Below are 25,771 nucleotides of genomic sequence, written 5' to 3'. Positions count from 1 at the left end.
ATGAATAAGAAATACCAATTACATACAGGCATAAAGGATATTATCCAAACGAATGGTACAGAACCCATCCGAACCGTTCAGTTGGCTAATATCCTTGCTGACTATTCAGCCTACGATGAATATCCTGCCACTAAGGTTGTTCTGAAAGATGTACTGACCACTGGTTATGGGCAACGCATTTACAATACCTTCAACGAGTCTGGCAAAAATTATCTTGCAGAAATAGAAATGATTAAGCAAGATTACAGTAAAAAATCAAAGTTCAAGAAAGACGTTGTCAATTATGTGTTCGACTCTATATGCTACGGCTTAGGACTAAAGACAGCCGTCAAGGAACCTTCAAGTAATAGCTTTGATCCATACATAAACGAGTCGGATAACATACTGGATAAACTTCCAAGAATGTTAGCAGAGTTGAAGAAAGAATATGATGAGGCATTGAAGTCCCTTCTTGTACTTCCAAAAGATATTATTTGGGATGCAGTTGCTTATTATCCAGCGTCAGCAGAGAATCAGCTGTATTTGATAGAAGGTAAGATTCATGTCATCAGCAATCAATTGGGTATCAACGATAACAACTGGTGCAAGAATCTGAAGGAAAAGACTTTGAACAGTCATAGACAAAGGAAGGTAAACTCTGTCAAAGAAGTATTGGATGCAAAGAAGATAGATTTCACCAACCTATTGAATACCGCACTTGTCAAGCCATCAGCTTCCTACATCAGCAAGTCTGGACACTATGCTTCTGATAAACTGTCTGACATCGAAAAATTGGAATCAGAGATAAAAGGTCTATATGGTGAAATGGGTGTTAAGTATGATGATTGGTGCAAAATAGAAAAGAACAGAATCTTGTCACCATACGTTGTTTCTGATAGTAGTCGCCTTCGTCAGATGCTGTTGAAGATAGCAATGCCAGCAGCCATATTCTGCGGAGTTGGCTATTATGGCGGAACTTATGCAGTATCTACTGACGAAATCAACGCTTATGAGCAAAGGATGAAAGCAGCAGACGGTTATCTTGCCAATGGAAATTACGGAAAAGCCATTGCAGGTTTTATACAAGCTTCCAACCAGTATGACGGAAGTTTCAGAACATCATCTTATAAGGATGAAGCATTGTCACAGGCAGATGTTTGTTTCGCAAAGATGCAAGACCAAGTAACTTTTTTGATAGATGGAAAGCAATACGGACAGATACTTGCCCTTATGAATTCTATTCCAACGGAATACTTGGCTGCAAATCAGAATAAGAGCGACTGGATTGAAAAGACCAAAATAGATCTGCAAAATACAGTAGCAGAAGAAGTTGACCAACTGGCAGAAATAATTTCGTTCAACGGAGGTCATCTAACGGAGGACGGTAAGAAATACCTTGATCAACTTTTGGCTGTATCTCCCGACAACTATTGGTTGAACCTTATTAAGACGAAAGAAAAATGAAGAATTCAGCAAAAAACAAAATAAAGGCATTGTTGCTTTCTGCTGCTGCGGCATTATTGCCAACTCATGCTCAAGCAGAAGAAACCGCCACTTTTATGCCTGACCTTGGCAATAATGATGATTTCTTCGGTGAGACTAAACGCTCATGGGGAAAGGTATTCAAGAATGTAGCAAAACTCGATAAGAATGGTGAGGTGAAATACATTGCAAGCCATCGTTCGCACATGTCACATCGTTCAGGTGGTGGCGGTGGTGGATCTGGTCACAGGTCACACTACTCTCATTATTCATCATACGGAGGTGGTTCAAGTCATTACTCATCAAGTTCTCGTAGCAGTTCGTATTCTTACAGCAAACCTAAGCCAAAGACTGCAGGTGATTATTCAATCGGTGATAGAACATTAAAGACAGGTATCCATGGAAGTGACGTAACCTCACTTACAGGCTACCTTGCAACAGCTTTATACATCAACCGCTCTTGGATAAAGGAAAAGGATGGCTATTGTCTCTATGATGCTACCATAGCATCCGCTGTCAAGCACTTTCAAAAGGATGCAGGTTTACCTCAGACTGGTATTGCAGACCAAACGACCATTAACAAGTTGAAGTCATGGAATAATAACAAGACAACCGTTATCCTTGGTACTCGTGAGTTATCGTATTCAGAATCATCAACCGATAAGGGTACTGATGTGACAGAACTTGTGAACTTGTTGACCAAGGCTGGATTCGCTCCTGATCCGAAGAAGATTGTTATGACAAATGATGGTAGAACAGAGTTTACTAAGGATATTGCAACAGCAGTTCGTTTCTTCCAAGCATACAACAACCTTAGTGTTACAGGAAGAGCTAATGAGGCAACTATCAAAGCGTTAAAAACAAAGGCACAATAACATGAATAAAATAGCATCAAATATGATAAAGTCTTTATTAGTTGCATCTGTATTTTCCATATCGGGAAATGATGTAGAAGATACAAACGACTATATGTATACTGTAGGAAATAATGATGATGAACAAACAGTTACGAGTAAGAAGAAATCTATTATAAAAAACGTCATAAAATTAAATGGAAATGGTAAGTTTACTTTGATCGCTGGCCATCGTTCTCATTATTCTCACCGTTCACATTATTCAGGGAGAAGAAGCAGATGTACTTCATTTAGGTCACCTATAGAAATGGTGTTGGGAGACAGGACTATCTTAAAAGGAATGTATGGAGCTGACATAGATATGTTAGCTGCGATTTTGGACTCTAAAGGTCTATACGACAAACAATACGTGACTAAAATCAAAGGTATGACATGCTTTGATTTTAGAATGGAGCAATGCATAAGGAATATACAGGCAAAGTATGGTATGACTGTAGATGGAGTATGCACCAGTGAAGTTCTTTCCAAAATTCTATAACCTATGGAAATAAAAATAGATAGAAATATATATTCGGACTCTTGCATATCCAAGGTTGTATATTTATTGTCTGAAAAATTTAGTATAGCAAGAACCTTTGTCAACAATTACGAGATTCTTACAATAATTCATAAAACAGACGATGATTTTGATGTCAACGATTTTTGGGATAAAATGAATGACTTTAAGTTAAGGGAAATCATCAATATAGAGACCAAGGACATTAAAACAATTTTATATGCAAAGGCATTTGGCGAATTTGACAATTTAGACGAAAATGATTTCGATTAATAAATATCACATACTTCCATTTAACTTTATCAGGATCAAGAATAAAGAGGTTCTGGTAAATGAATTAGGAGACATGATTGTCGTTCCAACTGGTACCGCATGCCGTTTAGTGAACCAGGAAATTATTGAGGAAGAGTTGTTCAAAAGCCTTTATGCCAATTTCTTTGTAACAAACAATTATTTCTCCCCATTGATGAATGTCTATGCCACCAGACTTAGAGAGAAGAAAGGTTTTCTGGACAACTTTACCTCACTCCATATATTCGTTTTAACCCTTCGTTGCAATCAGAATTGTGTGTATTGTCAAGCATCAAGTCAAGATGAGGTAAGCAAGCATTGTTCTATGAGCTTTCATACAATGGGCAAAGCTGTGGAGTTGATGTTTAAGTCTCGCTCTCCATTTCTTACAATGGAGTTTCAAGGTGGAGAACCTACATTGGAACCCAAGCTGATTAGATATGGCATAGAACGCGCAGAAGAAACAAACAAGACTGAGAAAAGGAAGATAGATTACGTTCTCTGTACGAATAGCATAAATCTGACAGAGGAGATAATGGATATTTGCCAAACTTACCATGTGCTGATTTCTACATCTCTTGATGGTCCTGAATGGCTACATAATAGAAACAGAGGCAAGAATGATAGTTATGAGAAAGTTGTTGCCGGTATAACAAAGGCAAGAGAATTATTAGGGTATGACCAAGTCTCTGCTTTGATGACTGCATCGGAAGAAGGTGTTTTTCACCCTATTGAGATAGTTGATGAATATTACCGATTAGGCTTCAACAGCATCTTCCTAAGAGCATTAAATCCTTACGGACTTGCAAGAGACAATTCCGATTGGGACGTATATACAGACAAGTTCATTGATTTCTACAAGAAAGCCCTTAATCACATTATAGAGCTTAACCTTAACGGAAAGTTTTTCATTGAGGAGTTTGCTGCTATCATTCTCCGAAAGATGCTAACACCTTTCTGTACAGGTTTTGTTGACTTGCAATCACCAGCAGGCATCATAAATTCTGTCCTTGTATATAATTATGATGGCTATGTATATGCATCAGATGAGTCACGTATGCTGGCAGAATTCAATGACTACACTTTCCGCTTGGGAAGTGTGGATGACAAATATGAAGATATTGTCTATGGTCAGAAGGCAAGAGAATTGGGAAAGATATGGTGTAACGAGACGATAGCAGGTTGCTCTGATTGTCCGATACGAGTGTATTGTGGTGCTGATCCAGTACGTAACTATTCCACCCAAGGTGATACGTATGGTTACAGACCAAACTCATGGTTATGCAGGAAGAACAAAGCCATCATCGAGTACATTATAGAATTAATAGTAACGCGTCATGATGAGGTGATGCCGATATTCAAAAGTTGGTTGGTATGAAACAAAGACCATTAGACATATTATCTAACGACAATACTTTGTTCTGTACGGAACAGTGTAACAATCATTGTCTGATGTGCTGTCAACCACCGATAAATGTTGATGACATTGATTGGTTGTACGAAGAAAACCTGTTACGCATACAAAACGCTCCCAAGGATTTACCCATAATAGGTATTACAGGAGGTGAGCCAACTTTATTAGGCGAAAAGCTAATCTCTCTCATAAAGTATATTCGTGAGCAACTTCCTGACACTGATATTCACATTCTTAGCAATGGTCGCAATTTCAAAGATGCAGATTACACATCTGCTTTAGTGGAAGCTGGTGAAGGACGTATCATCTTCGGCATACCTTTACATTCCGATTTTTACAAGGATCATGATATAATTGCAGGAGCAAAGGGTGCTTTTGAGGAAACCATAATAGGACTGTACAATTTGGCATCTGTAGGAGCGTGTATTGAACTGAGAATAGTAATGAATAAGCTTAACTACAGAAGGTTATTGCCTATGGCAGAATTTATCCACAAGAATCTACCCTTTGTTGCATGGATAGCATTCATGGGTATGGAATATACAGGATATGCCATCAAGAATTCTAAAAATATTTGGGTTGAGCCGAAGGATTATATTGCACATCTATTGAATGTAGTAAAATTTCTGGATGAATGGCGCTACAATGTGTGTATATATAACATACCGTTGTGCCTCTTGCCCGATAGCTTTCATGATTTTGCCCAAAAGAGCATATCAGATTGGAAGAACGACTATCCTGACATCTGCCAAGAATGTAAAAAGAAAGAAATGTGTTGTGGCTTGTTCGCAACATCAATAAAACCATACGAAGGATTAAAAGCGATACAATAATGGGAAAAATCAGAATATATTCAAAACCGCCAAAGCCAATCGTTTTGCTTTCAGAAACGTACACTGTATTAAGTTCTTACAAGTCGGGAAGAGCGACCTTGCGTTTGACTCCTGATGGTGAATACCTTTTTACAGTCTATGGCGATATAGGCGAGTCAACAGCAAAACGAAGCTCTACCCATAAGGCTACAGAGCAGAAAATGACTAACATTATGCTCAAGATGTATGAGGATACACAGGATGCTTATACTGCAATACAAAAGAAGAGCAAATTACGTTTGGCTTCATCGTATTCTGTTCAGCAGAATGTAAAACCACAAGGCGTATACCAGTGGAAGACATTGGATATAAAGAAACCTACGGACAACGAAACAAAAGAGCTTGTTATGAGTGAAGCAAGAAATTTGGCTCACAATCCCCAAAGTTCTTCTGTTAGTGAATCTGAGTTTGTGAAGGCAAACTTAGAGAGCGTGAAGAAACAACGTATGGACGCATGGGATGAGATTCAGAAGTTGTTCAATCTCATTGAAAAAGCTCAAGCAGATAGAGCCAATGCTTCTTTCAAAAGGGCATATGATGCGAGTGTAAGAGCGCAACAAGAAATCATTGATGGCGAGAGTCATATAGTTGATGATGCTTTTCACTCATTCTCTAATACATTGATGGTGCCTTTTATTATAGAGTTGGAGTACAAATACAATCAGGCAGCTAAGAGTATTGACGTAAGCATAGAACTGACTGAAGATCCTTTGTTGAAGATGCCAATGAAAAAAGCAACTTTGAAGACAACGGGCAAGCTATCTGTTCGCGCAAAGGCACAAGGTGATGTTCAACGGGATTATGCCTACACCTGTTTGTCGCTCATGTATTATATAGCATGTAATGTGTTCAATATCACTCCGAACATACAAACCTGTAGAATAGCTCTATATACAGCGAGAAAGGCAGATGGTATCTGCTGGTTGGAATTTAACAGAAATAGGTTTGCCACATTGCATCTCTCAACATTAGATCTTCTGTTGGACATTATGGCATGGCCCAACGTCTCTAACTTAAAAGTATTGAAAACCACTTCGAAACTGGAAAGCATTGAGAAAACTGCATTTGAGAATCAGATTAAGTCACAGATTTCATCTTTAATGTAGAATGACTCGAAAGCGACTGAAAGTAATGAACCTACTATTGGTGCTACTGCTATTGTGGAATCCAATGGTTTTATGGCAATACTACCAGAGTATGGTCATTGCTTTTTTATTGTCTATAACTATCGTGAGTATCGGTTTAGTCATTTCGAGAGTTCGTAGTTTGAGGTTGAAAGTTTGGGCATTCAACCTTGTAACTATTGCGAGCATACTCTTTCATGCAGAGGTGATTTTCACGATGGTGTATGCATATAAAGAGATACCGAACCTGTATGAACTGCATGGGAAATACTATTTCAATAAACCTTATCTCGACCAACAGTTCAATGATCCTGAATTTGTAACACGATACAAGACAAATTGCCAAGGATATAGGGTTGATGATTTATCCTCACAGGAGCAGAAAATTGAAAAATGTGATTGGCTATTTATCGGAGATTCATATACACAAGGTGCTCAGGTAGAATACAATCAGTTGTTCAGCTCTTTGATTTATAAAGACTTTCCCGATAAAGTCATAGTTAATGCAGGTATAAGTGGTGCTGGTCTTTATGATGAGTTGAATTATTTCAAAGACAAGGGCAAAAAGTTGTCTCCCAAAGTTGTGTTCCTTCAGATAGGAGCTTTTAACGACTTTATGAATATCAGAGAACATCAGCCATCCTTACAGGATTACATCATGGAGTGGTCGGCGCTATATCGCTACTTCGAGTATAACATAGCCAATAGTGATGAGTTGCCATTAGGCAGATGGACGGAACCATTCTTTCCTAACAAGGAAGATAATATTGACAACAATATCTTCTTTAAACAAACGTCTGATTACAAGGAAGCCGACAAGAAGGCATTCAAGGAAAGTATCTCAGAATTCAAAAAAGAAGTTGAATCTATCGGTGGTAAGTTGGTACTTATCTTTATCCCTTCAAAAGAACAGATTTCGCCAGAATTGTTGAAGGAGGTTTTGGATGAGTACAATATAAGCAAAGAAGAAATTGACCTTTCTATTCCAAACAAATTATGCCAATCGGTAGCGAATGCTCTTGGAGTGGAGCTTTATGATTTGACAACGGAGTTCAGGCAATCCAACTCATTTCCATTCTTTACACATGATGAGCACATGAATGTAGTTGGACACCAGCTTATAGCAGAGAGGATTGTCAAAAAGTTAAGCTCGATAAGTGGTGGATATGACTATTTGAGTGAGGGTAATTATCATGAGCGTTATCCAACGATTCATGCCGATGGTACTATGGTGTATCAGTCTCAAACAGAGCACTATTATACTATAAATAGATTGAATGTGAACAATGGTAATCGTGAGGAATTGTGGAGAGGTGTTAGCGAACTGGTACATCCTATGATTTCAAATGATGGTAGATACCTTGTGTTTACAGAGGGCAAACAAGAGTCTTTGAATACAGATGTTATTCTCTATGACTTTTTTAAAGGACATCAAGTTGCCATTAACAAGAAACCAGCAAAGGGAGCTATTCCATGTGTCAATAAATCGGCAACAAAGATAGCTTTTCCTTCCTGGACAATGGATCACACGACTCCCTGCATTGTACTTTATGATATCGCAACAGGTAGACAAACGCAATTTGAAGATGGTGTAGAGTGTTGGCGACCAGTATTCTCGAATGACGATCGACACATCTATTATATTCAGAAAGAAACACAAGATAGCCACTTTGTAATTAAAAGCTATGACGTAGCAACTGGCAAAAAATGCGTTGTATTAAAGCATCCATACGATATTTGGGATATTGCGGTATCACCTTCCGGGAAGTACATTGCTTATGCAGGAAACAAGGATACAAATTGGGATTTGTTTATCTATGACATGGAACAGAAGCAAAGCCGACAGATAACACATACTCTTGGTGATGAGTGGGATCCTGCTTTTGGCATTTCTGATGATGAATTATGGTTTGCAGGTGTCTTCGGCATCAATGATGGCATCTACCATATAAAGCTAAAAAAATGACAAAACTATATCAGACATTAATATGGTTGTCAAGTGTAGGTGTATTGACTTGCTTCGTCAAGATGTATGTCTTGATGTTCCTTGTTATGTCTGTTATCATCGTGTTATCTTCCAAATTCATAGAAAGGAGCCTGAGTAAAGTTGTGGTAATTACTGACATCGCTATTCTCGTTTCGGCATTCTTTACATTGAAAAGTCCATTGGGATTGATCCTTCCTTTAGGTTATTCTGTATTTGCATTTTCTGCAATATCTTTGATTATAAACCAATATCGTGATTACAAGGATTACACAGCTTTGGAAATTCTCTGTTACCTATTCTTCTTTCCAAAGATATTTGCAGGCCCGATTGATAGAGTCGATGATTTTGTTAGGCAACTGAGAGGGAAAAAGAAACCTACATTGAAGAAACTTTATCTTCCAATCAAGATGTGCATCTTTGCGTGTTTCTATAAATTTGTCATTGCAGACAGATTATATATCCTATGCAATGATGACTATGATGGATTGAATGAGGTATGTAGCATTTTATGTTATGGAGTGGCTTTCTTCTTTGATTTCTATGCGTATTCTATTTTTGCCATTGCATTTGGTAAATTGTTAGGTATAGATCTTCCTGAGAACTTTGATTCACCATATTGTAGCAGGACATTTCGAGATTTCTGGAAGAAATGGAATGTCACATTAGGAACTTGGTTGAGAGATTACATTTATATCCCTTTAGGTGGCAACAGAATATCAGCAAGGCAATGGAGATTAAATATTTTATTGGTTTTTGTTGTTAGTGCAATATGGCATGACTTGTCTATCCCGTTTATCGTGTGGGGAATAACTCATGCGATACTCTTAATAATGGAACGAAACCTTAATATCAAGGGCAATAGATACTATGGTTTTTTCGTCTTTCTGGTTTGCATCCTTTTATGGCAACTGTTTGATGTTAATGGAATTGAAGATTTTGTGTTTCGTCTTATAAAGGTTACGGAATATCAACCTATAGACAATTCTATTGTGGTTGGAGTATTTGTTTCTTTGTGTGCATTATGGTTTGCTGACAGAAGTTCTACCAAGGATATCATATTCAGACACAAGGATTCGAATCGCTATATTTTGAAAGAAGTTCCAATAACAAGTATAATTTTTGTGCTTGACATCTTATTGGCAAATAATCCAAGTATAAATTTCTTTTATATGAAGTTCTGATGGTCGTATTGGGAATAACTGCATATTATCATGATTCGTCTGCTGCACTAATAGTGAACGGACAAATCGTAGCTGGAGCGTTGGAGGAACGTTTCAGCAGGAAGAAACATGATAACAGGTTCCCGATTTTGGCTATTCAGTTTTGTATGGAATACGCAGGAATATCATTAGATGATGTGGATGTTATTACTTTCTACGAGAAACCATTCAGGAAGTTCGAACGCATCATTAAGGATAGTATTGTTTATGTTCCCAAAAGTTATGATCGTTTTTTGAAGTCTGTTCCTATATGGCTCAAAGAACGACTGAATATGCGAAAGACCATAAAGAAAGAGCTGAAAGAAGTCTATAGTCGTGTTAAGGCTGACATTCGATTTGTAGATCATCATCTTGCACATGCTGCTAACGCATATTTCCTATCACCATATCAGGATGCTGCAATACTGGTATTGGATGCGGTTGGTGAGGATTCGACGACATCTATTTATAGTGTGTCTAACGATAAAATTACTTTGATTCAACAGCAAATTTATCCAAACTCCATAGGGCTATTGTATTCTGCCTTTACGTATTTCTTGGGATTCAAAGTGAACTCTGATGAATACAAGGTCATGGGATTAGCACCATACGGCAACAAGGATTCGGAAGAAACAAATCGCTTTGTCAGTATAACTAAGGATAATCTTGTAGAGATCCACGAGGATGGAGGTATTGTGCTCAATACAAAGTACTTCTCTTTCATGTATTCCGATAAGATGGTCAATGACAAGAAGTGGGAAAGGTTATTTGGTATCAGTAAACGAAATGTTGGAGAAGAAATTACCACATCTCACAAGAACCTTGCTTTGGCAATACAGTCAATTACGGAAGAGATTTTCTGTAAGTTGGCAGTTACTGCAAAGAACGTAGCGGGCAAGACCAATTTATGTATCTCGGGCGGTTGCGCTTTGAATTGTGCCGCCAATGGTGTATTACTAAAGACTCACTTGTTTGACAACATATATGTGCCTTATGCTCCTGATGATTCTGGATGTGCTATTGGTGCAGCATTGGTTTGCTCATTATTGATGAATGGTAAGATTGAGGATACTTCATTCATAGGTCCTGAGTATAATGATAATCGTATAGTGGCAGCAATTGAACAGAATGGATTGATATACAAGCATCTTAAAGATGCAGAGTTGTGTGATGAAGTAACAGAACTGTTGCATGAAGGAAAAGTCGTTGGTTGGTACCAAGGCAGAATGGAGTTCGGACCACGAGCTTTGGGTAACAGAAGTATTCTTGCAGATCCGAGGAATGCAGAGATGAAAGACAAGGTCAACTCCAAGATTAAATTTCGTGAAGAGTTCCGTCCGTTTGCACCTGTAATACTGGATAAGTATGCAGATGAGATAATGGAACTACACGGAACGGAAAGCGAACACATGATGTTCACCTACACGATGAAGAAAAAGGGATTTGATGCAGTCACTCATGAAGATATGAGTGCAAGAACTCAGATTCTACATAGAGAATATAATAACAAGCTATACAAATTGCTTGAAGTATTCTATGAAAAAACAGAATGCCCGATGTTGCTGAACACAAGTTTCAATGTCATGGGTGAACCGATAGTATGCACTCCGGAAGATGCAATTAGGACTTACTTAAACTCTGGTTTGGATGCTTTGGTAATAGGTAATAATTTAATAAAGAAGTGATATGGATTTAATAAAGGAACTGTTTATATACATATACTCACAACGGAAATGGTGGCTTGCACCAATCATTCTGTTGCTGTTGATAGTTGGGCTATTCGTAATCTTTGCGGATTCTGCAATAGCGCCATTCATTTACACATTATTCTAATGAAAAAAATTGCACATATCAGATCCGTTGGAAAGATTATAAATAAGGCTATTGTTACGGTCTTGTTGACACTTGTGTGGTTATTTGTGATAATGCCATATCATATATTCATGCACAGTAACAGAGGAGGTAGATGGATTACTTTCAACAAAACTTATAGTCAAGATGATTTTATTCACATGGGATAAAACATTGGATTATGACAAGAGAACAAATAGAGGACATCATTGAAAGGGCAGAACACTCAACAAGGCAAGTGTTTATTATGTTAGGTGTTATCATCGTAAGCATCCTGCCCCCTAAATGTTTATGCAGACTTATACCGTTTACAATAAAAATGGCATATGGGATGATTAGAGTCTATCATCTTCATATACCATTTTATTTTTAGGGACATTTACTGAATATCCTTACTTAGATTTATTTTCCTTCTCTCTCATTTCCTTTACCTTTTCAACTCCCGGCATCTTTTTAGCCAATACACTTTCTCCTGTAGGAAAGTAAAGCGGAAAGATCTGCGATAAGAAACTTACAATATCACTACGCTTCTTACCCATGTTGAAAAAAGCGGAACAAACAAAGTACATAAGAGCTTGCTGACTACATGTATCTTTTAACTGAATGGTTATTGAGGGAGTGATTATCAAATCGTGTTCTGCAAATGCGCAAGCACTGGCAAGAATAGCTTCCTGTTCTTCTTCGGTAAACATCTTTATTTTTCCAGCCAACCATTCAAGCTCTCTTTGCTGAAGTGCTTGTTGCTTTTCGTTTTGATGCTCCAATAGGATTGCTACATTTTTTTGTTGCTTTTCTGTCAAGGCGTTTTCTAATGCTTGATTCTTTCGTTTAAGAACGTTGAATTTCAGCAAAGCAGCAATGTACATACAGAAATATCCTACTGCAATATCGAATATTAGGACAAGCAGATAATTGTTACTTGAGTTTTGTGTGTCACCAGTCATATATTCACTAATAGGGATTACAGCTAATAGCATGATGATGGCTATTGCATAAAGTACCCTGTATCGCATCTTGTGGCTTACTTGCGGTAAAGAGGCAAACAAAAAGGCGATAATCAAAACGGCAATTATTGCACTGAATGGTATGAAAGATGTCTCCATAGTTTTATTGCTCAGTTTGAGGGTTAACAATAATGCGCCAATAGCCACCATGGTCTGCTCCTTCACGAGACAAAATCCCCATAGAACGAAGCTTTGAAATATGTTTTTCTACGGCTCGGGAGCTTATTCCTATTTTATAGGCCATTGCTTCTGCAGACATTGATGGGTCGGAAATGACGAAATCAATAATCTTTTGTGCGGTTTTCCCAATGCTTTTAGATTTGTTTTTCGAATCTCCGAACTTTTTCTCCGAACCTTTTGGGATTATCTCCGAACCTTTCTCCGAACTTTCTTGCGTATCACCAAAGGTTTTCACCGAACTTTTGCTGTTTCCACCGAACTTTTCCACCGAACTTTCTTCGTTTTCAGGGTACTTTTCGAGGGTACTGTTTACCCTGTTAGCCACTTCCTCAACAGGTATTCTTCCGTTGTCACCCCAGTTCAGATTATAGAAAGTGGTGTAGAAAGAAGTCGCTTCCGTTTGATATTGAGGTTCTTTGCCTTGCAGGAAATTGGGTAGTTTTTCCGTAAGCTCCCGCATTTTGCGTAAACCGGAGCCACGTTTCTCCATATAGTCCAACTGTGTGAACATGTCTGCAATGACAGGGTTGCGGCGCATGGACGGCACTTTGTATATGTCACGGTCTTGAATCTGTGTACCGTCAAGCATTGCGCCCGGTGATACTAGTTCTACTCGGTCATCGTAAATGTCAATATGTACTTCACCACCCATCACGGTGTAATCCCGATGGATAAGGTGGTTTACCAATCCTTCGAAGATGGCACGGTCTGAATAGTCGGGGAGGTTTAGACGATAGTTCGGCATCTTCACCCAACCACTCATGGTATAGTTCTTGATGAAGTCCATGCCGTATTTCAATAGCAATACAAGGTTAGCCCGATGCTCTACGGAACTGATGGCATCATCTTTATAGAGTCCAGTCCAACGGGTACAGAAAATACGTGATTGGAATACGGTACAATTATCCACAAACAGCAATCCGGCATTGGTCAGTTTGCCATCAGGAGTTACCAGTCCAAATGATTCCAAATATTTGTCATTCCATTCCTGATGGGTTTGCTCACGGAAGGTATTGGCAAGGATAACAAAAGAATGCTTGCTGGCATCCACTTGGGTAGGCAGTGAATCCCAAGTCATGTGCGTACCTTTCAATACCAATGAAAGAAGTTGTTGCGAATTACACTCCACGCTTTCATTGCCAATTCGCATATATGCGGTACGTGTTCCATCCTGATAGTAATAATAAGGTGTAAGCGTTCCTGTCTTTACTTTCACTTCAAGCAGGGTATGCCCTTCGTGTTCTATCGGAATAAGTTGAACTTCCGGCACAGGGTCAAGTCGTGCCTTTATCATTTCACTGATAAAATCAGCATCGGCTTGTGGATTCTCCAACCCTACAATTACGCCGTCATCATTCACTCCATAAAACAAACTGCCACCGTCCGTATTGGCAAAAGCCGACACGGATTTAAGCCACGACTTCACTTTCTTACGTTCCAGCATTTCCTTGAAATCGTAAGCTGAGCATTCTGTTATCAATGTATTGTTATGTATCTGCATTATTCGTATAATATTTAATTCTTATCACAAAGGTAGTGATAATATGATAATTTCAAGTGTTTTAACTTACAAAGAAAGTCTCAAGTCTGCTAAGAGAACAGCCGTTTCCGTTTCATCTTTCGGTGCATCTTTGGGCTTCCATGCCACAACAAACCGTACAGATGCGGATTTCACCTTGTAACCTCTTTGTTCCCATTCAGATAACGTGCCCTGCATTCTTGATGATAATTTTGCTATAGGTTTATCGGTCGATGAACTATACAAGAAGAAATCATTGTAAATTAAAGAATCTCCTCCTCTTAGTGCTAAAACCTCTTGTTTCCGTTCTTTGAAGAATCCCAAATTGACATCTTTGTGAGAGAGTTGCAGTACAATTTCTTCAGGCATGTCATATTGTCGCTGATCTATAAGATAGCGGTCTGCACTCAAATGATTGAAACAATCACCGTTTGTATGTATGAACAGCCTGTTTTTCGCACGGGTTATTCCTACGTAATATCGACGCATCAGATGGGCATCCTTTACATAATTGTCGGATATGAGCATATACACATCGTCAAACTCTCTGCCTTTGGCCTTGTGAATAGTTGATACCACAACGTCGGCTCCTGATGTGTCGCAAAAGTCTTCCACTGACGACTCAAATACAAACTCCTTGAAGTCACTGAAATATTTTGTTTTGTTGGTTTGTTCAAACAGTTCCACACACCGCTTCACATACATCAAGCTTAGACTTCTGTCATAAGTAGAGAAGGTGTTATGCTTGGCTTCTTCCCACAGTTCTTCCGTGATTAACGGTGTTTTTATCCGCTTGTTTATATACCTCAGGAAATATCTCATTTCGGCCATATTCCAAAAACGTAGGTCGTCCATTGATTGTATCAGTTTACTGTTTATGCCATGTTTCCGCAAAAGAGCCATCAGGATAACGGCCTCTTCATTTGTTTGGGTCAGTACACAAGAAGTTCCTTTATCCCTATGTTGAAGCAAGTTTTCGACGAGCGGCTGATACATATATTCCGATTGATAGCGTATCACTTCAACCCAACCCTTTTCTTTTCTCATGGAGATAATTGGTGTACTTTTTATCCTTTTATGTATATTTTTCAAGAATCCGTTGGCAAAATCCACCGGCTGGCGCGCACTGCGGTAATTTTCGGTCATTTCGACAAACGTGCTTCCGCTTTCTTGCGCCAGTCGGTACATATAACCGGAATCGGAACCGCGGAATTCATAGATGTTCTGGTCATCGTCTCCCACTGCTATCACACGCATCTCCTCATTATTAGCCATTAAAGCCTTTACAAGCGCATGCTCTTCAGCTCCCATATCCTGAGCCTCATCTATGACTAACACCGTCTTGCCAATCTTATTGGGTTCTACTTCTCCTTGACATATCATCTCGGCTGCATTTGAAACGACATTTCTTGATTCTTCAAGATTTCCTATCCGTCCCAGGAGGTCAAAACAATAGGAGTGGAATGTTTTTATTTCGACAAAGTGGGCGGCGTTGCCTATCAACTCCATGAGCTTTTGTTTGAATTCCGTAGCGGCTGCCCTTGAAAAGGTTAGCATCAGGAGCTGTTCGTGTTTCACATCTTCAAGTAGCAGAAGTGAGGCCAGTTTGTGGACCAATACACGTGTCTTTCCACTACCTGGGCCGGCTGCGACTACAATGCAACGTGAACCCTTATCGGAAATAATATCCATTTGCCGTTTGGATAATTGTCCGAACAATTGTTTGTACTTCTGTGGTGTCAAGTTACGTTGTATCTCGTTTGCTCTGTCTCCTTTGAAATATTTTATGACAAACTTTCTGTAGTCCATTTGGAAATAGTCCTGAACATATTGCAAGGCCGCATGATAATCTCTTACCATCAGATTGGCATATTCGCCTACAATATGCACTTGCTGGATTTTCAACTTGTAGAATTCGTTGAGCATCCGATAGTCGTCTTGCTTGTATCTCGACTTGTTGTCCTTTATTCTTTGGATATTCATGGCATTATAAAGTACCAAAAATCCGCCTTCAAGTTTTAGTGAACCGATTTTCGACAAATACAGAAGTGCTTCTTCCACGTCTTCTAATTGAATGTCATCAAGTCTGCTGAAAAGGGATTGAGTGCTTGACTTTATTCGGTTCAGAAGTTCTACCACGGAGAACTGGATGGCTTTACCGGGCATGTTTTCCTTTTCTGCATAAGAAGCTGATTGATATAGCCATTCCACGGCAAAACGGCTTATCTCCAATCGCTTCTCAAAGCGTCTCATAGTAGACTCCAAGTCTGCCTGGCGACTTATTTCCATATTGCGGACCGCATCTTCTTTCTTACGGGTGTACCCCTTGATGGTGAGGAAATAGAGCAGCGTCCGGATATCTTTTTCTTTGGATGTGCTGATTCCGTCGTTCACGGCATTTTCATTCAGTTGCTTGCATGATATTCGTAAAGTTCCGTCGGGAATATGATTAAGGATGTATTGTTCAAGTTTTGCAAAGCGTTCGAGGAGAATTTGTGACTTTCGTTCCGAATCACCTGCATCCTGCAAATAGGCAGATATATCTTTACTGTCTGCCAATATACCTTCCTGTCGCATGCGCTCCACTACAGATATAACATCTCTTTTGCTTAGTCCCAAAATGTCTGCCAGATAATCGATTCGTGATTCTGCTTCCGAATCCTGAGCCTTGGCGATATGTTTTTGAGAAATCAATGACTTGATGATACGGACTGCCTTTTCTATTTCATCGTTGCCAAAAAGTAGTGATGCTGCTATGCGTTCTCTTGCTTCGTCCATATTCTTTACCGTTATTCCCGTGGCATATACATGAGGTACATTGTTTCCTCTTACCAAGTATCCGCTTTGTTCCAAAGCTGCTAATGCTGTCCGTACACGGGTCTCAATGTCAGATACCGAATCATCCCATCCTGCTTGCCGGGCAATTTCCAACGCAGAACAGTTGACTTTCATACGGTGTTTGGTAAGGTCTTTGACGGCTTTCCATACCTGTTGTATTTCACTAATGCTAAGTTTCGTTTGGTTTAGCAATATAAAATGCTTGTCCAAATCATTGTCACTGTAAAGCACATAACAACGTGCGCTAAGACCAGGATCACGACCTGCCCTGCCAGCTTCCTGTACATAATTCTCCAGCGAATCGGAAATATCATAATGCACTACAAGACCGACATCTTTCTTATCGACTCCCATACCAAATGCAGACGTGGCCACGATGATGTGTGCCTGATCGTTCATAAAAGCATCTTGGTTGGCAATTTTTTCATCGGCTTCCATTTTCCCATTGAAAGGGAGTGCCTTGTAACCGTCACGAGTCAGTTTTGCAGCCAGTTCCTTTGTCCGTTTGGTGCGTGACACGTAAACAATTGTCGGACAATCGGCTTCTGCTACAAGTTCTCTCAGTTTTAAATATTTGTCATTGTCATTCTCTACATGTATGACGGAATAGTGTAGATTTGTTCTTGAGGCTGTTGATGCGAATAATTCCAAGTTCAAATCCAAAGTCTGCTTGAAATAGTCACAGATGTCTTGGATTACTTTCTGTTTTGCCGTGGCCGTGAAACAGGATACAGGAATCGGGGTTTTGCATTTTTTCTTTTGCTGGTATTTTTGGATGAATTTGCCAATGTAGAGATAGTCAACTCTGAAATCCTGCCCCCATGAAGAAAAGCAGTGCGCTTCGTCTATCACAAACCTTACAACGTGGCGCGCCATCAATATTTTTTCGATTGTTTTTGAACGGAGCATTTCGGGAGAGATATACAACAACGAGGCTTCTCCGTCTTGTACTCTTTGTATGGACAGTGATCTTGTGATAGGGTCTAACATCCCATTTATGGTTACGGCATCCGTGATTCCTCTGTCGGCAAGGTTGTCTACCTGGTCTTTCATCAAGGACTGTAAGGGGGAGATGACAACCGTAAGCCCGTGCACGGAGTGTCCCGCCATGAGTGCAGGCAGTTGAAAGGTAAGTGATTTACCACCGCCGGTAGGAAATATTGCCAGCAGCGATTTCCCTTTTACCGCAGCTTGGGCAGCACGTTCTTGCAGTGGCTCGCCTTCGTATGTTCGGAAGCGCTCATATCCGAAAAATGTTTTTAGGTTATGGAGCACATCCAATTGCGTATGGCAGTAGTCGCAGCCTTCTTTGCAAGTAGTGTGTCGCAGGAGTTTTATGATAAATTCCACTTCCGGATAATTATAAAGTACCCATCCGGGAGTGATGGAGCGGTAATCGGTGGTGTCAATCAGAGCCAATGCGTATGCCAATCCGCATGGATATTGGTTGATGAGCATGTGAAGATCGGCATGTTGGCAAATCTTTCCGGCATAAAGTTCTTTAATAAGTTCAGGTATTCCTTTATGGATATACTCCGCACTTACCATACTGAGAAATCCTTCAAATTCCTTCTTGTCCTTCAGCAGCGATGCAAATAGTATACGCTTTTCTTTCGGTAATGAATGCCAGCATGCTATTTCATCCAACAATAAGTCTTTTGCTTTCTTGCAATCGTTCACCGGATTGTTCATTTGTTCGCTCATCAGTTTGTCATCTTTCACAAGCCTGTGGTAAGGGCGTTCAGGGAACAGTAAAGGCGAAACATAAAGTGTATCAACTAAAATCCAGCGGCATATTTTGTCCGTAAACAGGTATTTAGCATCATGGTGAACGATATTGTGTCCGCAGATGTAGTCTACATCGTTTAAGAAAATGAATAGTTCTTCTTTTGAGATTTTATGAAATGTCGTGTTATCATGCTTGAGGGCTCCTATATCATGGGTTCTATGGTCTTTCAAGCCTATTTCAACATCTACTATGGCATAATTGTGGGCACTACATGGTACAGAGGTGGTTTTATTGCCGATGATATTGTTTCTATCCTCGGTTTTCTTGATTCCTATGAGTTTGCTCCATATTGACATATCTCAATATAATAAATAGTTTTACAACTTGAATTTGTTATGTATCTGCATCGTTTTCTTATTGTTGTTTGGGTATAACATCCCAATATCATACACAAAGGTAAGGATAAAACCGAAGAATCTGTTAAAAACATCGCTTTCTTTTGATTTTTATGCGTTTACATCTCGTTGTTTATGAATAAAAATCCTACTTTTGTGAGCAAGAGCGTGTGTTGCTTATGAATGCTTATTTTCGGGTTTGCGTTATATTTGCAACACGTGTACGTAAGTCGCTGATAGATATATTACGTTGATTTTGAGGAAGTCAAATGATTCCGATAAGGAAACAGATAATAAACAATAAGCAAAAGCGTGCAGCTCTGGTGAGTTGCACGCTTTTGTGTTTCAGGGGGAGGGTATGAGCTCGCTTGACTGCATCACAAGTAGTCCTTCTTATCAACCTTATAGTTTTCGGGAGACACAGAATAAAGTGTTAATCGTCTAAATTCTCAAATTTTGAATACTCTCCATTAAACTTCAAACGCACGATTCCCGTATCTCCATTCCTGTTTTGAGCAATAATAATTTCTGCTGTACCACGTAAGTTATTTCCTTCTGTATTCAGCTAATTCCTTTTTTAGACTTCCTATGATTGTTTCCGGTACGGAACGAGAGGAGGGAGATTAATGGCTTGTATGTGAGAATGAGTATCTCCTTTTTAATTTCAGTTCAAAAAATGTTTCCATTGTTTTTTCTTTATTGTTGTTGAAATAAGTCTTGATATAGACTTACATTATAGTATGTTGTATAATCTGTTTTCAAATACAGGTTTCCACATTCATGAGTATGTCCGAATAGGTGGACTTTTGGTGGATGCTTTGAGATGGCTTCTGCAAGAAGTGAGCAACCATGTCCATTATCTAAGTAACCTTTTGCCGCTCCATGTGTGACAAGTATATCCAAACTGTCAGGAATACTCAACGGGGTATGCAACCAAGGTCTGGCCTCAATGGAGTAGAAATTCAATCCACTAAAAGAAAATCCATTGTTCAACAAAAGTTTCACATTGTTCGGTATCTGTTTTTGAACGTCAGCAATCGGATATATGTCAAATGACAAATCATGGTTTCCGGGTACGAAGAGTCGCAGCAGTGCAGGAATGTTAGAATACCATTCCATAAATCGGGCAAAGTTGTATTCATCGGTTTCTACATCGCCTGCACAAATCAGAATATCCGTATCAGGCGGAATTTGAACTTCTTCGTGCTTCCCATGTGTGTCAGAAAATGCGAAGATATTAAAACCTTTATATCGAATCATCATATCGGCAGTGCTATTTTATTTTTCAATAGATATTCGTTCCCGGAATTGCCCTGGTTGTAATGGGTGAATTGCCCGGCATATATTTTCTTCTCATACTTCTGCGCAAACCTTACGGTGTGCATGGTTCCGCTGTGAATAGGGCATTCCGCCACAATCAACTTCTGGCATAAAGCGGCCTGTAAGCGATTACGGGCTATCAATCGTGTGGGATTGGCTTTCACGCCAATTACTTGCTCGGACAATAGAAGACCTTCATTTTGAAGAATCCTATCTTGCAGTGGCTTGTTCTCTTTGGGATGAGTAATATCCAACCCGGAAGCCACAATAGCGATAGTTTTACCATTAACAGAAAGACATCCTTGATGGGCAGCAGTGTCGCAACCTAAAGCCATACCGCTGATAACTACTTCTCCATTCTTTGCACATTCTACCGCACAATTATAGGCAATATAACAGCCTTTTTCCCCGGCTTTTCTTGCTCCTGCGATTGCAACGGCTTTTCTGTCCAATAAATCCATATTTCCCAATAAATGAATGAGTGGAGGACAATCTTCTCCTATGACACGTAGGCATTGAGGAAAGTCGGGATGATGGAAGGGGAATGAACAGATACCCAACCTTTCTTGCTCTTTTATCCGTGACTTGGCCTTGTTCAATAGCTCTTCCAAATCATCCCGTTCTTTCGCTATATTATTGAAGAAATTTTCATCAGCCCGGAATATTTCAGATGCTTTTACGCCCAGCCATTGTAGACATAAAATCTGTTCTACGTTCAATCTTTTTCCCATGCCCAATCAGTATAGAGTACCTTTATATAAAGATGGCGTAGCTTTTGCATTGCCCAGGCAGCACAACGTAATATCACCGTCGTATTCACATTCAACAGTGAAGAAGCCAAGAGCATCCGGTTCGCAGGTTACTATTTCGTATTTACACACCTGTTGTCCACAATGAACAATAGAAGTACTGTTCAACTGAGAACGAATACTCACTTTGCAACCAAACTTCTCGGCTATCATGTCTTTGTTCCTTACATTTTTTTTACCGGCAACCGATTTTGATAACCATTCCTCTATGGTTACATTTGCAGGTATTTCAGCTTTTATAAATCCTTTCAAATCACAATAATAATCTGTTCCTAAATCCTCGAATTGAATGATGTTTATCCTATATTTCGCTCTTGGTACATTGAGTATATCTTCAGAGATGATTTCACCGGTAATGTTGCATTCCTCGATAATGGTTTTCAGAATGTCTATGGTAGAGATGGAAAGCGAATCCACCATTTTCAAGATACTTTCCTTTAAGGACATATTAGTAAGGTGGTCATCTATCACATCATTCACCGCCTTTGCCGAGAGGTTGGAGAACTCTTTGATGTAGCGTATCCGTCCGGGGCGACCCAACAGGTTCTCGTCGATATTCAATTCGTTAGTCGTAAGGATATACAATTTTCGTTTGCTATTATATACTCCGTCTATCATTTTCAGCAATACATCTTCCTCTTCATCAAAAGTTTTTTCCGCTTCGTCTATCAGTATGATTGCTTCGAAACACAGTGATTGAATGAACTCCAGCATACCATCCATCGGTTTGGAAATGACAATGACAGGCAGTCCGATTTTGTTGCAGAGCAACTTGGCGGCAATGGTTTTGCCCGTTCCTTTTATACCGTTGAAGATAACACCGAGATTCTTATTATTCTTGACAAACAATTCCGAAGTCCATGTTGTGATAATCCGTTTCATCACATCTTCGCATTCGAGGTCATATATCTTGAAACTGAACGCAAAGGTTTCGTCTATCTTCTCCAATCCAAGTCTTCCGGTGTTTGGTTCTTTATAGATTCGGAATACTCCATTGCCGGGTGTTGACATCAAAGAGGCATAGCCGGGTATAGGGAAAAGAATGCCGCCTTGGTTTATCCATTTCTGTTTCTCGATTATTCTTAAATCTTCTTTTTGCAATTTGTTCGTTCCCGGATATTCGTATTCTTCTTTGGTGAGCATATAAACCTCTACATCTACCAATTCATCACAGCCGGTAATGCCATGCTCCCGTTCCAATCCTTTGAAGATAAAACCACTTTTGATTGCCACCCTGCGCGAAGCGTCGTTGCGAGGGAAGACTGTTATAACGAGTGTACCTACACAGCATTCATTGAAGAGGTAGGGTAAGATAGATTTTATGGTTTCTGTCATATACCCATTCCCTCGTGCTTCTTTGTGGAGGAAATAGCAGATTTTATAGTTTGCAGCGTTTCCGTTCGTTTCTTGAAGTGAGCAAGGATATAACTCAAATACGCCAATCACCTTTTGTGCTTCTTCCTTTTTGGTAATGACAAACAGGTTACCGGTAACCAGCTCTTTCCGAATTTTCCCTTCTGCTTCGCTCGGATGGCTCATCGGGGAGAAACCGGTTTGGAGAGCGGTCTGTTCGTCACTCATCAGTTCATAGACGCCTAAAGCATCTGTTGTTTCTGCATTTCGGATGCAAAGTCTTTCTGTTGATATTTTCATACTTATCATAATTTTTGTTCTTGCATTAATAAAATTGAATCGACCATCAGAAACCGGAACTTGGGATTTCTGACGGTCGATTCAATTATATACAAGTTGAGATGAAAATTTCAGAATTGAGAAAGAAAATGCAGAATTATCTGGAGATAATCTTTTCTATATCTTCCTTGATGGCATTCAGCACCTCGCTCACTGTTGCATTTTCCTGTATTTTCTTTGATTGATACAAAAAACGGTCACCATATTTATTATAGGTACGGGTTCCATCTTTGTGCTTCCTTGCTTCTATCTTTTTATTCGCATCTATACATATGGAGGGAAATTCAACAGCCTCATCATCGAATTGGAAGAATGATTGTGGGATTTTCTCATTTTTTGTATTTTCCCAATATTCTTCGTGCGTAGCAGGCTTTTCTCTTATCCATTCTATACCGCGGCAATACCTATCTCCTTGGAGTTGCACCAGTAAGATGTATTCATTGTGAATTTTCACTTTTGCTTCCAACAAACCTTGTCCGTGAGTAAAGCCCCAGTTTGTATAGACTTTATTCGAGTTAGTTTCCTTGCCTTTTATCTCCTCTATGTTTAATCCGGAAATAGTCCGTACTTTCAACAAATCATTTAAATGCTGATTGAGTTTGACACATAGTTGCGAGTACCATATCTTGTCTTGCAAATCCCCAATCCGTAGTTCATTGCAATACTCTTTGTTTGTCTTCGCTAACAAGAACGTGTCTCCTTCATTTACTTTCCAACTTTGAGCAAGAGTATGCAAACTCTGTATAAATAGACAATAATCTTCAATTAAAGCCCGATGGTATGGTTCTTCCACATCATTTTTTTTGTTCTTGCTTATGGTTATGGTTATGGCTTCGTACAACTGCTTGTAACTGCAAATCTTCCATTTTCCTTCTTTTTCAATATCTTTCTTGTCTGGAAACTCTGTTGCCAGCGATAATAGTATCAAGTTATCTTCCGGCGTGGGTTTTAACTTAGCTGCATATTCATCCAACTGGTTTTTACGAGGAATGCTCTTTACTTTGTTCTCCAATACAAACGGGATATGCTCACCATTACACAGCTGTACGCATAGGTCTAAATTCAACAGTTCTCTTTTTACTTTCCATGCTTTGGATTTCCATTTTACACTACATCCTAATTCCTCGAATATTGCTATGAACAGGTCAGGGTATCGTTCTCCTATCCAAGACAGGAAATTGCTATGAAACAATTCCTTGGAGGACAATGACAAATTGAATAGCGGTGATGACAGGAGTTTTTCTTTTATCTCTTCTTTCATGATTTTATGTATTAGTGGTACAACAATATCTTTTGTAATCTCAAAATTCAGCCGATGTTCTCCCTCGAACCATCTTGCATTGTCTTTTTTGTAATGGGCAATAAATTCATCATGCCCATGTACTAAAGTGTCGTTCTTACCGAACAAGGCGTATGTCTTGTTTTGGTCAAATGGTGAGAGGTCCTCAAATTGGCATTTTTCTATTGCTTGATAGGCATCACATAATTCGGATGTGATTTCGTACTGGGTTTTGCCGTCTTGGCGGGGATTCAGAAATTCATGAACACCAATCTGGGTGCGCATGAATTCGGAAACGTGAAAAGCCGGGTTGACCAGTATTTTGCGATAACCTCTGAGCTGTCCGGCAAACATGCCGCCCATGGATGTGCCGATGATTATATTCGGATGCTCTTTTTTACACAGAGAACGTAGCATATCAAGAGCTTCGTCTGGAAGAATGGGCAAGTCGGGAGACAAGATTTCATAATTCGGGCAGAACATCCGCAAATTCTTTGCTGTTGATGATGAGCCGGAAGATGACAAACCATGTATATACAATATTTTCTGTTTCATACAAATAGTTTTTTATTCAAATATATGCGCCAGAGCTGGAAAATTTCAAAGTCGTACAACTTTAACATATCTTTAACATAATGGTTGTCTATAGTTGATTTTCCTTTTCCCTTATCTCCCGAATCTTTTCCAGTCCCGGCATTTTCTTTGATAATGCACTCTCACCAGCAGGGAAGTAGGATTTTAAACAATACAATAAACGGATAGACCGCCCCTCAGATAAGGGCAAAACCGGAAGATTGTATAGGTAGAATCCGTGTATGCCCCATGCTTTTTATCACGGAGGTTTATGTAAAACCTTGTCCCGCGCACGTGGGCTCGTCGGTTCGCGCATGTGTGCCCGTCGGTTCACGCACGTAAACCGGCGAGCCCACGTGCATGGGACGAAGCTTTGTAATAAGGTTTCGGGAATTATGCATCAAGCTTCTCTGCATTACACATAGGGCATCAAGGGAAAAAGTACCCGTGTTCGGGGAGCAAAAGCCACACTTCCGGCACTGTATGCAACGGGATTTCCCCCCTAAATGCAGTATTTGCACGAGGAAAGTGAAGAATAAGCCCCAAATCGGTGTTAATAGATGTTATTTTGATATGATTGAAAATTGGGTAAAAAAGCATTGCTAAGTTCTTACTATCAGATGATTAAGGCTGTAAATGAGAAGAAAAAGTAGTGCTGGCAACCGTTTTGCCAGCACTTGCCAGCACGGTTGCCAGCACTGCTGTAATGCCGATGAACAGGGCGATACAAGCAATCAGTGCTGCGTGCTGGCAAAATTGATGATTTTCAAAAACTGGCTGCTGAAGCTTGAGCGGGGGGATTAACATGAACTATGTACCAGCAA

Annotated in this window: 20 protein-coding genes; 12 read left to right on the top strand and 8 right to left on the bottom strand. The window is 39.6% G+C overall.

Going from position 1 to position 25,771, the window contains the following annotated elements; translation table 11 throughout:
- The 11 genes from DWZ03_RS05630 to DWZ03_RS20160 all read left to right on the top strand — a co-directional run bounded on the left by DWZ03_RS05630 (nucleotide 1) and on the right by DWZ03_RS20160 (nucleotide 11,591).
- Entirely contained in the window at nucleotides 1–1,443 is a 1,443-nt protein-coding gene (locus DWZ03_RS05630; RefSeq protein ID WP_120129161.1) for a hypothetical protein, read from the top strand.
- On the top strand, nucleotides 1,440–2,336 hold the full coding sequence (locus DWZ03_RS05625) for a peptidoglycan-binding protein (RefSeq protein ID WP_120129159.1): 897 nt from the start codon (nucleotides 1,440–1,442) through the stop codon (nucleotides 2,334–2,336). The genes DWZ03_RS05630 and DWZ03_RS05625 overlap by 4 nt, the downstream gene beginning before the upstream one ends.
- A 1-nt stretch (nucleotide 2,337) precedes the next feature.
- Entirely contained in the window at nucleotides 2,338–2,853 is a 516-nt protein-coding gene (locus DWZ03_RS05620; protein ID WP_120129157.1) for a hypothetical protein, read from the top strand.
- Nucleotides 2,854–2,856: 3 nt separating this feature from the next.
- Nucleotides 2,857–3,144 carry a His-Xaa-Ser system protein HxsD gene (gene hxsD / locus DWZ03_RS05615; RefSeq protein WP_025073886.1) on the top strand — a complete coding sequence of 96 codons (288 nt, stop codon included), beginning with the start codon at nucleotides 2,857–2,859 and terminating at the stop codon, nucleotides 3,142–3,144.
- Complete coding sequence (gene hxsB / locus DWZ03_RS05610; RefSeq protein ID WP_120129155.1) at nucleotides 3,131–4,540, top strand: His-Xaa-Ser system radical SAM maturase HxsB; 1,410 nt, start codon at nucleotides 3,131–3,133, stop codon at nucleotides 4,538–4,540. Before hxsD ends, hxsB begins: the two co-directional genes overlap by 14 nt.
- Nucleotides 4,537–5,409, top strand: a complete 873-nt coding sequence (hxsC, locus tag DWZ03_RS05605; protein ID WP_120129153.1) for a His-Xaa-Ser system radical SAM maturase HxsC — start codon at nucleotides 4,537–4,539, stop codon at nucleotides 5,407–5,409. The genes hxsB and hxsC overlap by 4 nt, the downstream gene beginning before the upstream one ends.
- A complete protein-coding gene (locus DWZ03_RS05600) occupies nucleotides 5,409–6,554 on the top strand; it encodes a hypothetical protein (RefSeq protein WP_120129151.1) in 1,146 nt (381 codons plus the stop codon). The genes hxsC and DWZ03_RS05600 overlap by 1 nt, the downstream gene beginning before the upstream one ends.
- Before the next feature lie 91 nt (nucleotides 6,555–6,645).
- The gene (locus tag DWZ03_RS05595) at nucleotides 6,646–8,538 is read left to right on the top strand and encodes an alginate O-acetyltransferase AlgX-related protein (RefSeq protein ID WP_243634945.1); all 1,893 of its coding nucleotides are present in this window, start codon (nucleotides 6,646–6,648) and stop codon (nucleotides 8,536–8,538) included.
- Nucleotides 8,535–9,740 carry an MBOAT family O-acyltransferase gene (locus DWZ03_RS05590; protein ID WP_120129147.1) on the top strand — a complete coding sequence of 402 codons (1,206 nt, stop codon included), beginning with the start codon at nucleotides 8,535–8,537 and terminating at the stop codon, nucleotides 9,738–9,740. Before DWZ03_RS05595 ends, DWZ03_RS05590 begins: the two co-directional genes overlap by 4 nt.
- A complete protein-coding gene (locus DWZ03_RS05585; RefSeq protein WP_120129145.1) occupies nucleotides 9,740–11,443 on the top strand; it encodes a carbamoyltransferase in 1,704 nt (567 codons plus the stop codon). Before DWZ03_RS05590 ends, DWZ03_RS05585 begins: the two co-directional genes overlap by 1 nt.
- 1 nt (nucleotide 11,444) lies before the next feature.
- Nucleotides 11,445–11,591, top strand: coding sequence for a DUF5989 family protein (locus tag DWZ03_RS20160; protein WP_230583511.1), 147 nt, complete (start codon nucleotides 11,445–11,447; stop codon nucleotides 11,589–11,591).
- 410 nt (nucleotides 11,592–12,001) lie between these two features.
- Here DWZ03_RS20160 and DWZ03_RS05575 read toward each other — a convergent pair whose 3' ends face one another.
- From DWZ03_RS05575 to DWZ03_RS05535, 8 genes are all read right to left on the bottom strand, one after another.
- A complete protein-coding gene (locus tag DWZ03_RS05575; RefSeq protein WP_120129141.1) occupies nucleotides 12,002–12,712 on the bottom strand; it encodes a hypothetical protein in 711 nt (236 codons plus the stop codon).
- Nucleotides 12,713–12,716: 4 nt separating this feature from the next.
- Complete coding sequence (locus DWZ03_RS05570; protein ID WP_120129139.1) at nucleotides 12,717–14,294, bottom strand: ATP-binding protein; 1,578 nt, start codon at nucleotides 14,292–14,294, stop codon at nucleotides 12,717–12,719.
- A 66-nt stretch (nucleotides 14,295–14,360) separates the two neighbouring features.
- Nucleotides 14,361–19,235: a RecQ family ATP-dependent DNA helicase gene (locus DWZ03_RS05565; protein ID WP_120129137.1), complete on the bottom strand. Its 4,875-nt coding sequence runs from the start codon at nucleotides 19,233–19,235 to the stop codon at nucleotides 14,361–14,363.
- A gap of 472 nt (nucleotides 19,236–19,707) precedes the next feature.
- The gene (locus tag DWZ03_RS05555) at nucleotides 19,708–19,800 is read right to left on the bottom strand and encodes a DnaB-like helicase C-terminal domain-containing protein (RefSeq protein WP_080782291.1); all 93 of its coding nucleotides are present in this window, start codon (nucleotides 19,798–19,800) and stop codon (nucleotides 19,708–19,710) included.
- Nucleotides 19,801–19,970: 170 nt separating this feature from the next.
- A complete protein-coding gene (locus DWZ03_RS05550; protein ID WP_016272794.1) occupies nucleotides 19,971–20,537 on the bottom strand; it encodes a metallophosphoesterase in 567 nt (188 codons plus the stop codon).
- Nucleotides 20,534–21,325, bottom strand: a complete 792-nt coding sequence (locus DWZ03_RS05545; protein WP_133303150.1) for a DNA-processing protein DprA — start codon at nucleotides 21,323–21,325, stop codon at nucleotides 20,534–20,536. Before DWZ03_RS05545 ends, DWZ03_RS05550 begins: the two co-directional genes overlap by 4 nt.
- Before the next feature lie 6 nt (nucleotides 21,326–21,331).
- Nucleotides 21,332–23,056, bottom strand: a complete 1,725-nt coding sequence (locus DWZ03_RS05540) for a GNAT family N-acetyltransferase (protein ID WP_165859850.1) — start codon at nucleotides 23,054–23,056, stop codon at nucleotides 21,332–21,334.
- Between the two features lie 136 nt (nucleotides 23,057–23,192).
- Nucleotides 23,193–24,929 (bottom strand): YqiA/YcfP family alpha/beta fold hydrolase, encoded by a 1,737-nt coding sequence (locus DWZ03_RS05535; protein ID WP_016272791.1) that lies wholly within the window; start codon nucleotides 24,927–24,929, stop codon nucleotides 23,193–23,195.
- A gap of 654 nt (nucleotides 24,930–25,583) precedes the next feature.
- Between DWZ03_RS05535 and DWZ03_RS19950 the strand changes: the two genes are divergently transcribed.
- Nucleotides 25,584–25,751 carry a hypothetical protein gene (locus DWZ03_RS19950; protein WP_153881101.1) on the top strand — a complete coding sequence of 56 codons (168 nt, stop codon included), beginning with the start codon at nucleotides 25,584–25,586 and terminating at the stop codon, nucleotides 25,749–25,751.
- The last annotated feature ends 20 nt before the right edge of the window (nucleotides 25,752–25,771 follow it).

Source organism: Bacteroides sp. AF29-11, assembly GCF_003602895.1.
Taxonomy (GTDB): Bacteria; Bacteroidota; Bacteroidia; order Bacteroidales; family Bacteroidaceae; genus Bacteroides; species Bacteroides uniformis.
This window is presented reverse-complemented; position numbering and strand designations above follow the sequence as displayed.